Source organism: Lysinibacillus sp. NPDC048646 (assembly GCF_050272295.1).
Classification (GTDB): Bacteria; Bacillota; Bacilli; order Bacillales_A; family Planococcaceae; genus Lysinibacillus.
Genome location: NZ_JBNNLZ010000010.1, coordinates 124,931 through 138,831 on the forward strand (window position 1 = coordinate 124,931; position 13,901 = coordinate 138,831).

The 13,901-nt window shown below is 38.5% G+C and carries 13 protein-coding genes; all 13 read left to right on the forward strand.

What is annotated here, in order from left to right:
- The first annotated feature begins 112 nt into the window (after nucleotides 1-112).
- The 13 genes from mutY (at nucleotide 113) to ACQKII_RS13050 (ending at nucleotide 13,899) form a co-directional block, all read left to right on the forward strand.
- Nucleotides 113-1,144, forward strand: a complete 1,032-nt coding sequence (gene mutY / locus ACQKII_RS12990; RefSeq protein WP_427459813.1) for an A/G-specific adenine glycosylase — start codon at nucleotides 113-115, stop codon at nucleotides 1,142-1,144.
- A gap of 61 nt (nucleotides 1,145-1,205) precedes the next feature.
- Nucleotides 1,206-1,391 carry a gamma-type small acid-soluble spore protein gene (locus tag ACQKII_RS12995; protein WP_427459815.1) on the forward strand — a complete coding sequence of 62 codons (186 nt, stop codon included), beginning with the start codon at nucleotides 1,206-1,208 and terminating at the stop codon, nucleotides 1,389-1,391.
- A gap of 324 nt (nucleotides 1,392-1,715) precedes the next feature.
- On the forward strand, nucleotides 1,716-2,261 hold the full coding sequence (gene ntdP, locus ACQKII_RS13000) for a nucleoside tri-diphosphate phosphatase (RefSeq protein WP_143996206.1): 546 nt from the start codon (nucleotides 1,716-1,718) through the stop codon (nucleotides 2,259-2,261).
- A 390-nt stretch (nucleotides 2,262-2,651) separates the two neighbouring features.
- Complete coding sequence (locus ACQKII_RS13005; protein ID WP_427459817.1) at nucleotides 2,652-4,397, forward strand: ABC transporter ATP-binding protein; 1,746 nt, start codon at nucleotides 2,652-2,654, stop codon at nucleotides 4,395-4,397.
- Nucleotides 4,398-4,959: 562 nt separating this feature from the next.
- On the forward strand, nucleotides 4,960-5,973 hold the full coding sequence (locus tag ACQKII_RS13010) for an ABC transporter ATP-binding protein (RefSeq protein ID WP_427459819.1): 1,014 nt from the start codon (nucleotides 4,960-4,962) through the stop codon (nucleotides 5,971-5,973).
- The gene (locus ACQKII_RS13015; RefSeq protein WP_427459821.1) at nucleotides 5,948-6,928 is read left to right on the forward strand and encodes an ABC transporter ATP-binding protein; all 981 of its coding nucleotides are present in this window, start codon (nucleotides 5,948-5,950) and stop codon (nucleotides 6,926-6,928) included. Before ACQKII_RS13010 ends, ACQKII_RS13015 begins: the two co-directional genes overlap by 26 nt.
- A 30-nt stretch (nucleotides 6,929-6,958) precedes the next feature.
- Nucleotides 6,959-8,575 (forward strand): ABC transporter substrate-binding protein, encoded by a 1,617-nt coding sequence (locus tag ACQKII_RS13020; protein ID WP_427459823.1) that lies wholly within the window; start codon nucleotides 6,959-6,961, stop codon nucleotides 8,573-8,575.
- 249 nt (nucleotides 8,576-8,824) lie between these two features.
- Nucleotides 8,825-9,829, forward strand: coding sequence for an ABC transporter permease (locus ACQKII_RS13025; protein ID WP_427459825.1), 1,005 nt, complete (start codon nucleotides 8,825-8,827; stop codon nucleotides 9,827-9,829).
- Between the two features lie 15 nt (nucleotides 9,830-9,844).
- Nucleotides 9,845-10,732 carry a nickel transporter permease gene (nikC, locus tag ACQKII_RS13030; protein ID WP_427459827.1) on the forward strand — a complete coding sequence of 296 codons (888 nt, stop codon included), beginning with the start codon at nucleotides 9,845-9,847 and terminating at the stop codon, nucleotides 10,730-10,732.
- 321 nt (nucleotides 10,733-11,053) lie between these two features.
- A complete protein-coding gene (locus ACQKII_RS13035; RefSeq protein ID WP_427459829.1) occupies nucleotides 11,054-11,674 on the forward strand; it encodes a TerD family protein in 621 nt (206 codons plus the stop codon).
- Nucleotides 11,675-11,782: 108 nt separating this feature from the next.
- Entirely contained in the window at nucleotides 11,783-12,364 is a 582-nt protein-coding gene (locus ACQKII_RS13040; RefSeq protein WP_427459831.1) for a TerD family protein, read from the forward strand.
- A gap of 32 nt (nucleotides 12,365-12,396) precedes the next feature.
- Nucleotides 12,397-12,972 carry a TerD family protein gene (locus tag ACQKII_RS13045; RefSeq protein WP_143996197.1) on the forward strand — a complete coding sequence of 192 codons (576 nt, stop codon included), beginning with the start codon at nucleotides 12,397-12,399 and terminating at the stop codon, nucleotides 12,970-12,972.
- 183 nt (nucleotides 12,973-13,155) lie between these two features.
- Nucleotides 13,156-13,899, forward strand: coding sequence for a TerC family protein (locus tag ACQKII_RS13050; RefSeq protein WP_427459833.1), 744 nt, complete (start codon nucleotides 13,156-13,158; stop codon nucleotides 13,897-13,899).
- Nucleotides 13,900-13,901 lie beyond the last annotated feature (2 nt).

Below are 13,901 nucleotides of genomic sequence, written 5' to 3' on the forward strand. Positions count from 1 at the left end.
ATTCGCGTCATTTGCTCGAAGGACAGTTAATCACCATCATGCGCGAAGTAGCTTTTCTTAATTGTATACCCTTTCTGTCATAAATTAAATCGTAAAAACACGGGAGGTCACTGTGAATTATCCATATGTAGCAGAATTTCGACAATCTTTGGTCGAATGGTTTGAACAAGAGAAACGAGATTTACCCTGGCGGCATACAAAGGACCCTTATAAAATCTGGGTATCTGAAGTTATGCTACAGCAAACAAGAGTTGATACAGTTATTCCGTATTACAATCGCTTCATAGAAAGCTTTCCAACATTAGAATTATTGGCGGAAGCACCACAAGAATATTTGTTGAAGCATTGGGAGGGTCTTGGCTATTATTCACGCGCGCGTAATTTACAAGCAGGCGTACGTGAAGTTATAGAAAACTATGGTGGTATTGTGCCAGACAATCGCCATGAAATATCGAAACTTAAGGGTGTTGGTCCCTATACTGCTGGCGCTATTCTAAGTATTGCCTACAATAAGCCTGAACATGCAGTCGATGGCAATGTTATGCGTGTATTAAGTCGTGTGCTCAATATTCATGATGATATTGCTGTGCCGAAAACGAAAAAAATTTTTGAAGCGGCAGTTGAGGAATTGATTGATCCTGCGCATACATCTTCCTTCAATCAAGGCTTGATGGAATTAGGAGCACTCATCTGTACACCAACTTCTCCAAAATGCTTATTATGCCCAGTGCGAGATTACTGCACAGCATTTAATGCAGGAAATCCTGAAAAACTTCCAGTAAAATCAAAAAAAACGAAAATGAAGCATATCTTTTATAACGTCTTTGTTTGTGAAGATGCCAGTGGACGTATATTGATGGAGCAACGTCCTGAAGAAGGTTTGCTTGCTAATATGTGGCAATTTCCGATGATTGAACAAGGAGAACATGCCATAGAGACTCTTTCGAAACTCTATGATGTGCAAGCGACAGAGCAACAAGAGATGTTAACGTTTAAGCATGTATTTTCTCATCTAACATGGCACGTTAATAGCTATTATATGAAGTGTAATACAGCCTTGAATGGTCAATGGCTGACTCGTGAGCAAATTGAGATATTACCAATGCCTGTTCCAATGTTGAAAATTCTACAAAAAATAAAATAAAAAATTAAAGAGCATAAAAACAATCACCTCGGTACACAATAGTTAGCGTGGAGGTGAATCAATGATGAAGAAAAATCAAAACAACCAGAATAACCAACCGAATAAAAACATGCAACGTCAAAGTGAAGAATTTGGTTATGAAACAGACTTAAGCGAAGTGCAAAAGCAAAACGCTAAAGCTGAGCAGAAAAAAGCGCAAGCCTCAGGCAACTATGCTAACAACAACAACCAAAATGCAAGCGAGTAATCACTTTGTAACTGCATAATTGCATTTACCTTCTAAAGGGGCTGTCTAAAAATCGAAATGATGAAAAGACAGCCCCTTTACTATTAAGAAGCGCTCCAATAAGTGGGAGACCAAGAGAACACGCACTAATCATTTATTAGTTAAAAAATTCCAATATAGAAGCTGTTATGATGAAATATGCTTTTAATTTACGGAAATTTGTACATAAACAAAAGGACGCAATGAAATTTGTGGTTTTCAACTACACCTTTCGCGTATGGATTGCTATAATATACTAGAGACTGCTAGATTTAGGTAGCATAGACGAAAAGGTGGGCTTCAAAAATGGCAATACCGGTAGAAGGAGAAACGATACAAATACATAGTTATAAGCACAATGGCCGCATCCACCGTGTTTGGCAAGAAACAATGGTTCTAAAGGGAACAAAAAACATCATTATCGGTGCGAATGAACGAACACTTGTGACAGAATCCGATGGTCGTACGTGGCTAACGAGAGAGCCTTCTATTTGTTATTTCCATGCGGAGCACTGGTTTAACATCATCTGCATGCTACGTGAAGACGGTGTATATTATTATTGTAATCTAAGCTCACCATTTGTTTTCGATAATAATGCGATTAAATACATCGACTATGATTTAGATATAAAGGTTTTTCCTGATATGTCGTATACCCTTTTAGATGAAGATGAGTATGAGCAACATCGTCAGGAAATGTCTTATCCAGATGTCATCGACAAAATTTTAAAGCGCAATGTTGATAAATTAATTAGCTGGATTCAACAAAAAAGGGGACCCTTTGCACCGGATTTCATCGATGCTTGGACGAATCGTTATAAGTTTCAGCTCGATATGCAAGCAGATGATTGATTGGAATGCCTATTAGTTTAACTAATAGGTTTTTTTGTATGCAAGTGTATAGGGGAATTCATTTTCTAGGAAGGAATCATATGAGGCCATACTAGCTAATAGCAATTCAATCCATCTAGATCGTTCACATAAAAGTTATATTAACTGTACTTCATACGAAATATTGCTATAATACGTAAAGGCATTCACTGTTGAATGTCTATTTTCTTTTTGTTAATGTCTAGTCATTTACGCTATAAGCTTGAGGTTGCTTCGTTTAATCAGAAGACTTTTTAGGGATCCTCAACAATCGTGACTAAAACGATGTCAATTACGTCGTGATGCATCAGTTGCTTCTGCGTGTATGTAAACTGGCATAAATGCGCTTTACTAATAAGGATGTGATGAACATTGGGTAGCATGAAGCGTTATATGCGTTTTGTAAAACCTTATACATGGGAAATTATTTTAACGGTATTAATTGGTATTGTGAAATTTGCCATCCCGTTATTTATTCCATTACTCATAAAAATTGTGCTAGATGATATTATCGGTGCAGAGGATTTAACAGATACGGAAAAGACAAAGGAACTGTTTTACTGGTTAGGTGGTACGATTATTGTGTTCTTTATCATTCGTCCACCAATTGAATATTACCGCCAATACTTTGCACAGAACGTGAGTAACAAAGTACTTTTTGATATTCGAAAGGAAATTTATGCACATTTACAGCGACTAAGCTTGAGGTATTATGCCAATACAAGAGCTGGAGAAGTTATTTCGCGGGTCATTAACGATGTGGAGCAAACTAAGACATTCGTCATGACAGGTTTGATGAATATTTGGTTAGATTTAGCGACGATTGTTATCGCAATCGCTATTATGTTTGCAATGGATATTAAACTGACACTTGTAGCGCTTATTGCATTTCCGTTCTATGCGTTAAGTGTGAAATATTTCTTTGGTAAACTACGTTCGCTAACGCGTAAACGCTCGCAGGCTCTAGCAGGCGTACAAAGTTATTTACATGAACGTGTAGCTGGCATGAGTATTATTAAAAGTTTTACGCTCGAAAAGCATGAACAAAAATTATTTAATGAGGCCAATGGCGAATTTTTAGAAAAAGCATTGGATCACACAAAGTGGAATGCAAAATCCTTTGCAGTCGTCAATACTATAACTGACATTGCACCGCTACTGGTCATTGCTTATGCTGGCTATCAGGTGATTAATGGAGATCTTTCGGTCGGTACTATGGTTGCTTTCATTGCTTATATCGAAAGACTTTATGGACCACTTCGCCGATTAGTCAGTTCATCCACAGCACTAACGCAATCTATTGCGTCGATGGATCGAATGTTTGAGTTGATTGACGAGCCATATGAAGTAAAAAACAAAGAAAAGGCATTGGAGCTATCACATGTAAGAGGTGAGGTACGCTTTCAAAATGTATCTTTTCAATATGAAACGGACGGTTCGCAAATTCTAAATGATATCCACTTCACCATCAATCCAGGAGAGACGGTGGCATTTGTTGGTATGAGTGGCGGAGGGAAATCGACGATTATCAGCTTAATTCCTCGTTTTTACGATACGACAGCTGGAACTGTTTATGTGGATGGGTGCAATGTACAGGATGTAACTTTACATTCACTACGCTCTCAAATTGGCATAGTCCTTCAAGATAATATTTTATTCAGTGACTCCGTAAAAGAAAATATACTCATGGGAAAACCAGGTGCAACGGATGAGGAAGTGATGGCTGCGGCAAAAGCTGCCAATGCGCACGACTTCATAATGAGTTTGCCAAATGGCTATAATACCAAAGTCGGTGAGCGTGGTGTGAAATTATCAGGCGGGCAAAAACAACGTGTGGCCATCGCTCGAGTATTTTTAAAAAACCCACCAATTTTAATATTAGATGAAGCAACGTCAGCACTTGATTTAGAAAGTGAAGCGCTTATTCAGGAATCACTTGATCGACTGGCACATGATCGAACAACGATTATGATTGCTCATCGACTTTCTACGATTACCCATGCGGATAAAATCCTTGTCATTGATCATGGACAACTTATTGAACAAGGCACACATGAACAACTAATGAAAGAGCAAGGCACGTACTATAATTTATTTCAGGTTCAACATTTGGATTAAATAGTAAGAAGCTGTTTTAAAAGTGAAGATTTTCACTTTTAAAACAGCTTTTTTTATCATTATTAACGTTTTCTGGATTCGATAGTTAGGCATTCATCAGTTAGCTGCCCCAAAGTAACAATCGGATAGGGATACGCTTGTTATATTATTTTTTTGATGTAAGGGTGGAAAAACACGCTCCTTTAAATCGGATCAGTGAGCGATATGTCATGTGCCTTGTTCATGGAAAGTGAAGTGGCATTTTTACTATGTAGGAGAAGATGTTCATTATTTTTGAAGGACATTATAGACAGCCTTAGGCTATTTTTATTTACTTTTATATGGAGAAACGTAACTATTACAAACGGTATTATTTTATGGAAATACTATCTTTATAACGAGAGATAATTAGCATAATGCGAACGTTGTAGAAATTTATTGTTAATTGTAGAATAATAATGATTGAAAGAGAGATAATTTTCAGTTAGAATTATCTGAAAATAGGGAATTTAAAGAAAGTTAGTGTAATATGTTCTATAAATTAGAATATTATTAAAATATTGGTAGGGTGGAGCGATTGAATATGCGAAAAAAGCTGTTAGAAATAAGAGGTTTAAAAACAACCTTTTTCACAGATGATGGACAGATTCCTGCCGTTGACGATATTGATTTTTCGGTTCATGAAGGAGAAATTTTAGGGATTGTAGGGGAATCGGGTAGTGGTAAAAGTGTGACATCCTTGTCGATTATGGGGTTAATTCCATCACCACCTGGAAAAATAACGGGTGGACAAATACTGTTAGATGGCAAAAACTTAGCGACTTTTACGGATAAACAGATGCAGAAAATTCGCGGTAAGGACGTGGCGATGATTTTCCAAGAGCCTATGACCTCTTTAAATCCCTTATTTACAATTGGTGATCAATTGAAAGAGGCAATCTTAATTCATAATCCAAAATGGTCGAAAAAAGAAGCATTTGCTCGAGCTATTGAAATTATGAAGCTTGTAGGATTACCACGTGCAGAGCATTTACTAAAAGATTATCCGCATCAATTATCAGGTGGCATGCGCCAGCGGGTCATGATTGCGATGGCACTTGTTTGTGATCCAAAGGTATTAATAGCCGATGAGCCAACAACAGCGCTAGATGTAACGATTCAGGCTCAAATCTTGCAACTTATGAAAGATTTGAATAAACGTTTGAATACTGCTGTCTTGTTAATTACGCATGATTTAGGTGTTGTTGCAGAAACGTGCGAGCGCGTCATTGTAATGTACGCAGGGCAAATAATAGAAGAAGCACCTATACATGAAATCTTTACGAATCCGAAGCATCCCTATACGCAGGGGCTCATTAAATCAGTACCGGATATGCGCTATAAAAAGGACAACCTCTATTCCATTCCTGGCAGCGTACCAAAGCCAGGAGTCATTAAGGTTGGTTGTCGTTTTGCGTCGCGCTGCGAATTCGTGATGGATCGTTGTATGCAGGAAACACCGCCTTTATACGAAATGTCAGAGCAACATAAATCGAGATGTTTTTTACTGGATGAACAGGAGGTGGTGTACCATGACGAAAGTGTTGTTGAAAGTTGATGGGTTGAAAAAATATTTTCCTATACGGAAAGGCGTTTTGAATACCCAAGTTGGTGATGTAAAAGCAGTAGATGATGTTTCCTTTGAAGTATTTGAAGGAGAAACATTAGGAATTGTGGGTGAGTCGGGGTGTGGTAAATCGACAACTGGTCGATTATTAATGCGTTTGCTTGAGCCGACAGAAGGTGATATCGAATTCGCAGGTAAAGTGATTTCAGAATTATCCAATAACGAGATGCGTAAAGCACGTAGAGATATTCAAATGATTTTTCAAGATCCTTACGCATCACTAAACCCTCGGCATAATATCGGCAAAATTTTAGAGGAGCCACTCATTGTTCATGGGATGGGAAATTCGAAGGAAAGAAAGCAAAAAGTATTAGAGCTTCTTCAAATCGTTGGATTAAATGAATATCACATTAAACGCTATCCGCATCAGTTTAGTGGAGGGCAAAGACAACGTATCGGCATTGCACGTGCTCTTATGACGAATCCTCGCTTAATAATTGCGGACGAGCCTGTCTCTGCTCTTGATGTGTCGATTCAAGCCCAAGTTTTAAATCTCATGCAGACATTGCAAAAGGAATTAAAACTTACTTATATATTTATTTCACATGATTTGGGGGTAGTACGTCATATTAGTAATCGTGTGGGGGTGATGTATCTAGGGAAATTGGTAGAGCTGACAGCTAGTGAGAATCTATATGCGGAGCCACTTCATCCCTATACTCAAGCCTTGTTATCATCTGTTCCTGTGCCAGACCCTACATTTGAACGCGAACAGCTCATACTTTCTGGAGACATTCCAAGCGCATCGAATCCACCAAGTGGCTGTGCTTTCCATACAAGATGTCCTTTTAAAATGGAGGAGTGCTCACGAGTTGTTCCTAAAATGCAAGAAGTAAAAACGGGTCATTATGTTGCCTGTCATCTTTATGACGCGCTCCAACATTAAATGATATAAAAAACATTAGGGGGAAATTTAATGAATAAAAAGAAGCTTTGGTCATTAGGCGTAATGCTTATCCTGGTTCTCTCGACAATCTTAGCTGCATGTAGTGGCTCAGATAACAAGGATACGGGTTCTAAAGATACGTCAACAGGTGGAGACTCAGCCAGTAGCGGTGGAGCTAAAACATTAGTATACGGACGTGGAGGGGACTCTGTCGCTCTAGATCCAGCTGTAGTAACTGATGGTGAATCATTCACAGTTACGGCCAACATATATGAAACACTTGTTAACTTTGGTGAGAAAGATGTAACGATTCATCCAGGTTTAGCAAAATCGTGGGAGCCATCAGAAGACGGTTTAACATACACATTCCAATTACAAGAAGGTGTAAAATTCCATGATGGTACGGACTTTAATGCAGAAGCAGTTGTTAAAAATATCGAGCGTTGGAAAGCTGGCGGCGATAAGCACCCTTACTTTAGCTCTCAATTTGTAGTTGGTGACAAGCAAGTCATCGAATCCGTAACAGCTGAAGGTGATTACACAGTTGTCTTCAAACTTAGCCAACCGCAAGCGCCATTCCTAAAAAACTTAGCGATGTCGCCATTTGCAATTGCTTCGCCAACAGCATTTGAAGCGGATGAAGAAGGTTTATCTGCTAATCCGGTAGGAACAGGTCCATTCAAATTTGTAGAGTGGAAGCGTAATCAGTCTATTACAATCGAGAAAAACCCAGATTATTATATTGCTGGTTTTCCAAAGTTAGATAAAGTGATCTACCGTTCAATTCCAGATAACTCTGCACGTTTAAATGATCTAAATACAGGGGCGGTTGATGTAGCGGACGGCTTAAGCCCATCTGATAAAGCATCAATCGAATCAAATTCAAAATTACAATTAATTGAACGCCCATCGATGAATGTTGGTTATCTTGGGTTAACTGTAACACGTGCACCATTTGATAATGTAAAAGTTCGTCAAGCTGTCAATCACGCAATAGATAAGCAAGCTTTAGTAGATGCATTCTACGAAGGATTAGCTGAGCCAGCGAAAAATCCAATGCCTCCTGTAATCTCAGGTTATAACAATGATATTGCTGGTTATGAATATGATCCAGAAAAAGCAAAAGCATTATTAGCTGAAGCAGGCTATGACGGTAAAGAAATCGAGCTATGGGCTATGCCTGTACCACGTCCATACATGCCAGATGGTCAAAAAGTGGCAGAGGCAATTCAAAAGAATTTAGCGGATGTTGGCATCCCATCGAAAATCGTTACATTTGAATGGGCTACTTATTTAGAAAAAGCTCAAAATGGAGAGGCAGATGCATTTTTACTTGGTTGGACAGGTGATAACGGAGATGCTGATAACTTCCTTTACACATTATTAGATGGAGACAATATTGGCTCTAACAACTATACATTCTATGACAACCCAGAACTTCACAAAATATTTGTGTCCGCACAAACTGAAATTGATGAAGCCAAACGTAATGAGCTATACAAGCAAGCGCAAGAAATTATTCATGCGGATGCTCCTTGGGTTCCGCTGGCACACTCAACACCTATTTTAGCTGCAAGCTCAAAAGTTTCTAATTATATTGCGCATCCAACAGGTTCTGATCGTTTAGACGCAGTGGATATAAAATAAACGTAGTAGGATTTAGGATGTCGCTTACTCATAGTGACATAACAAGCTTTTTACAGCTGTAGGCTTTGTCTATCGTTGTAGAAACGGGTTGTGACTATGTTTGTCACAACCCGTTTTTCTGTATGAAAGACCAATCATCTAAACGTCATAACTGTTTGGTGAAGGCAGACCCTTTCTACAGTATGTGTATAGACTTCAATGCTTTTCATGGCAAAAGTATAATTAGAAAATAATAGAGAGGTGAAGAAGATGCTTCACTATATGGGGAGACGTTTATTTCAATTAATCCCAGTTTTGCTTGGAATGTCTTTTATCGTCTTCATGTTAATTCGTGCAATTCCTGGTAATCCAGCACAAGTCATTTTAGGACAACAGGCGACGAAAGAGGCGGTTGAAGCATTAAACGCAAGTTTAGGATTAGATAAGCCATGGTATACGCAATATTTTAGCTATTTGGGTGGCGTTTTGCAGGGGGATTTAGGTGTTTCATTGCGAACAAAACTTCCGGTATCTGAGGAAATTTTTCCGTATTTAGCAGCAACTGCGGAGCTAGCCTTATTTGCGATGATCGTTGCAGTAATTGTCGGAGTAAATGCCGGTATTATCTCTGCATGGTTCCAAAATTCATGGTTTGACTATCTGGCAATGGTTATAGCACTAATCGGAGTATCTGTACCGGTTTTTTGGCTAGGTTTGATGGAACAATGGGCATTTAGCATTAAGTTAGGCTGGTTTCCGACTTCCGGGCGAGAAAATGTACGTGATCCTATAACCGCCATTACCCATTTTTATTTACTTGATACACTCATTCAAGGGCGTTTCGATCAATTTATTGAGGTATTAAAGAGATTGGTATTACCAGGGCTGGCGCTCGCTACAATTCCAATGGCTATTATTGCTCGTATGACTCGTTCATCTATGCTTGAAGTCATGCGCTCTGACTATGTACGTACTGCTAGAGCAAAGGGACAAAAGATGTTCGTTGTTGTCTATAAACATGCACTGAAAAATGCCATTATTCCGGTGTTAACTGTCATTGGTTTGCAAACAGGGTTACTCCTTGGAGGTGCCATTTTAACAGAAACCATTTTCAGTTGGCCAGGAATCGGACGTTATATTTACGAAGCAATTGGCTTCCGTGATTATCCTGTTATTCAATCAGGAATTTTAGTCATCGCTTTTATTTTCATCATGATTAACTTAATCGTGGATTTATTGTACACAATAATCGATCCGCGGATTAAATATAAATAGGGAGGAGCTGCGATTATGGCTGGAACAGTAGATGTAAAAAAAGAAGCAGCACAGAATCGTGTGGTAGGTCCTTGGAAAGAAGGCTGGCGTAGCTTTAAAAAGAGTAAAATCTCCCTAGCAGGCGCGGGCATTGTAGTGTTCTTTATTGTGCTTGCAGTATTTGGTCCAACGATTGCGCCTCAGGGCATCAATGAGCAAGATTTAACGAAAAGATTATTAGCGCCCTCCAGTGAGTACTGGTTTGGAACAGATGATTTTGGACGTGATATTTTCTCTCGTATTATACATGGTGCCCGTATTTCATTGTGGGTAGGATTTTTTGCGGTAATTCTATCAGTTGTAGTGGGGAGTTTACTTGGCATAATTGCAGGCTATTATGGCAAATGGATTGATACCATTATTTCACGCGTTTTTGATATTATGCTAGCATTTCCTAGTATTTTACTAGCTATCGCTGTCGTAGCGGTGCTTGGACCGTCATTACAAAATGCTCTGATTGCGATTGCAATTATAAACATTCCAAACTTTGGCCGTTTAATCCGCTCGAAGGTATTAAGTGTAAAGGAAGAGGAGTATATTGTCGCTGCGAAAGCAATTGGCATGCGTGATATGCGCATTCTGTTCTCTCATATTTTACCCAATTCGATGACGCCTGTTATCGTGCAAGGTACACTTGCCATTGCAACGGCTATTATTGAAGCTGCGGCGTTAGGTTTTCTTGGACTAGGTGCACAAGCGCCAGCACCAGAGTGGGGGAAAATGCTTGCGGATGCACGCATATATTTACTGAATGCTCCGTGGACGATGATTTTCCCCGGTCTTGCTATTATGCTAACGGTACTAGGCTTTAACCTAATGGGCGATGGATTACGTGATGCGCTCGATCCGAAGATGAAAAGCTAAAAAAAGTGTAAAAAAGCCTTCTTATTTTTATAACTAGAAGGCTTTTTTTTATGTTACCAAGAAAAAAATTAGCTTGATATACTATTTGAATATTCAAACAATTTACGAGGATGTTAAATGATTTAAAGCTTTTCGGGGTCATTAATTGAATTTTTTGTCATGTTATTTTAGACTTGAGATAGGCTGAATTTATCTTTTTATGGGAGTAGTGTAATTTTGGATGGTACTTTTATAAACGTATAAAATTTGAGCTTCATTGTAAAAAGAAATTACATACGTTTTCAGCTGGAAACGCATTCAAGGTATAGGAGGATGTTGATAGTGGGAATTAATTTACAAAAAGGGCAACGTGTCGATTTAACAAAAGGTAATGCTGGTTTAAATAAAATTAAAGTTGGTTTGGGCTGGGATCCAGTCAGCCAAACAAAAAGTGGCGGATTTTTAGGTGGTTTATTTTCTAGTGGCGGTAGCGGTGGCAGCGGTAAAAATGTTGACTGTGATGCCTCGGTATTAATGCTCCAAAATGATAAATTAGTAGCAAGTGAAGATGTTATTTACTTTGGCAAATTATCGAGTAATTGTGGTTCAATACGACATTCAGGTGATAATTTAACGGGTGATGGCGATGGTGATGATGAAGTTATTACAATTGAGTTAGGGGCAATCCCAGCACAATACGATAAAATGGTATTCATTGTTAATATTTATGATGCAGCTGGACGCAATCAACATTTCGGTATGATTCAAAATGCATATATTCGTGTGTATGATGACAAGACAGGAGCCGAACTAATTCGTTATAATTTAACGGATAACTATTCGAACTTAACGACATTAGTATGTGGTGAAATTTATCGCCATGGCAATGAGTGGAAGTTTGCGGCTGTTGGTAGTGGTACGAATGACGTGAAACTCGGCGACGTAGCTCGAAGATATCAATAATTTCATCTTCATTTCGCAAGTTTTTATTTCGAAAGCGAAATGACAGATACAGATCTTGTTGAGCTCTGAAAATAGGAATGAAGACTAAAAACTAGGAGGAATATAAAAATGGGTATTTCATTACAAAAAGGTCAAAAAGTTGATTTAACAAAAACGAATCCAGGATTAACAAATGTTATTGTAGGTTTAGGTTGGGACACAAATAAATATGATGGTGGAAAAGATTTTGACCTAGATTCATCTGTATTTTTACTTGCTGATACAGGTAAAGTAGCAGATCAAAGTGATTTTATCTTCTATAACAATACTACTGGTGGTAACGGCTCAGTTGAACACTCGGGAGATAACTTAACTGGTGATGGTGATGGTGATGATGAGGTAGTGAAGGTAGCATTGACACAAATACCGGCACATGTTCAACGACTTGCATTCACTGTTACAATCCATGATGCAGATGCACGTAACCAAAACTTTGGTATGGTATCTAATGCTTTCATCCGTATTGTCAATGCAGCAACAAATGAAGAAGTCATCCGCTATGATTTAGGAGAAGATTTCAGTATTGAAACAGCTGTAGTTGTAGGTGAGTTATATCGTCATAATGGCGAATGGAAATTCAACGCAGTTGGAGCAGGTTATCAGGGTGGTTTAGCTGCACTATGTAATGACTATGGATTAAACGTAAATTAATACTTCATACACGAGGAAGGGAGATTTTCTAATTGGGTATTCAGTTAAGTAAAGGGCAACGCATTGATTTAATGAAGCAGGATCCAGGCTTAAATAATGTAGGTATTGGTTTAGGTTGGGATGTAAAACAATTTGATGGCGGAAATGACTTTGACTTAGATGCCTCTGTGTTTTTACTAGATGCATCCGGAAAATGCCGAAATGAGCAGGATTTTATCTTCTACAATAATTTAACAAGTTCAGACCAATCTGTCGTGCATACAGGTGATAATCGTACGGGTGAGGGTGATGGGGATGACGAAAAAATTCTTGTGAACTTAAAACAAGTATCTCCTCAAATTGAAAAAATAGTAGTGACAGTCACAATTTACGATTCGGAAGGTCGTCATCAAAACTTTGGACAAGTGTTAAATGCTTATGTTCGTTTAACAAATGAAGACACAGGTTCAGAAGTTCTTCGTTATGATTTAGGGGAAGATTTCAGCATTGAAACAGCTGTTGTATTCTGTGAATTATACCGTCACAATGGCGAGTGGAAATTTGCTGCTGTTGGTTCAGGCTACCAAGGTGGACTTGGTGCATTAGTGAATGCATACGGCTTACAATAAAATATAGTAAAGATCTTTGGCAACTATATAGATTTTGAATGGCTAAGGCACAATTCAAAATCTATATAGTCATTTACCTGCAAAAAAGCGTAGTGAGAGACACAATTGTTTTTTGTACCGAAAGCGAAGTAGTAGGTAAAATTACGTGGAGATGGATGGTATGTAATTGATGGAGGAGCTTTCTTGGACATAATACATGAGATATTGAATACATATGCACAGTTTTTTAACTGGCAAATGTGGGGAGAAGTTTTAACTGATCCTGTATCCTGGGGACTTATTCTTTCTTTGGTAATTATGGAAGGATTATTATCTGCGGATAATGCACTAGTGTTAGCAGTGCTCGTTAAGCACCTACCTGCTAAACAACGAAAAAAAGCTTTAATGTACGGGATGTTCGGAGCATACTTCTTCCGTTTTATCTTCATAGGTATCGGTGTATATCTAGTTAAGTTCTCGATTGTGAAAGTGCTAGGTGCAAGTTATTTGGCCTGGATCGTTATTTCGCACTTCAGAAACAAAAGTGGAGACGAGGACGAAGCAAAGGAATTTAAGAAAAATGGCTGGATGGTCCGAGTGTTTGGTGCCTTCTGGGCAACGGTTATCTCAGTCGAATTAATGGACATCGCCTTTTCAGTAGATTCGATCTTAGCTGCGTTTGCGATTTCAGATCAAGTATGGGTTCTATTATTAGGTGGCGTATTAGGGATTATTATGATGCGTACAATCGCAGGTGTATTTTTAACCTTGATTGAACGTGTACCAGAGCTTGAAACGACTGCATTTATTTTAATTGCGATCATTGCGATTAAAATGTTTGCTGGTGTTTTCGGTTTCCATTTATCACACGAAGTTTTCTTCGTTATTTTAATCGTAGCCTTTTTACTAACTTTTGTTATACATAAGTTGAATAAGAAAGCAACGTAACT

Coding starts and splice junctions, on each gene's coding strand:
- nikC (WP_427459827.1), top strand. CDS start 9,845: ATGGCTGGAACAGTAGATGTAAAAAAAGAAGCAGCACAGAATCGTGTG.
- ACQKII_RS13010 (WP_427459819.1), top strand. CDS start 4,960: ATGCGAAAAAAGCTGTTAGAAATAAGAGGTTTAAAAACAACCTTTTTC.
- ACQKII_RS13015 (WP_427459821.1), top strand. CDS start 5,948: ATGACGAAAGTGTTGTTGAAAGTTGATGGGTTGAAAAAATATTTTCCT.
- ACQKII_RS13040 (WP_427459831.1), top strand. CDS start 11,783: ATGGGTATTTCATTACAAAAAGGTCAAAAAGTTGATTTAACAAAAACG.
- ACQKII_RS13025 (WP_427459825.1), top strand. CDS start 8,825: ATGCTTCACTATATGGGGAGACGTTTATTTCAATTAATCCCAGTTTTG.
- ACQKII_RS12995 (WP_427459815.1), top strand. CDS start 1,206: ATGATGAAGAAAAATCAAAACAACCAGAATAACCAACCGAATAAAAAC.
- ntdP (WP_143996206.1), top strand. CDS start 1,716: ATGGCAATACCGGTAGAAGGAGAAACGATACAAATACATAGTTATAAG.
- ACQKII_RS13020 (WP_427459823.1), top strand. CDS start 6,959: ATGAATAAAAAGAAGCTTTGGTCATTAGGCGTAATGCTTATCCTGGTT.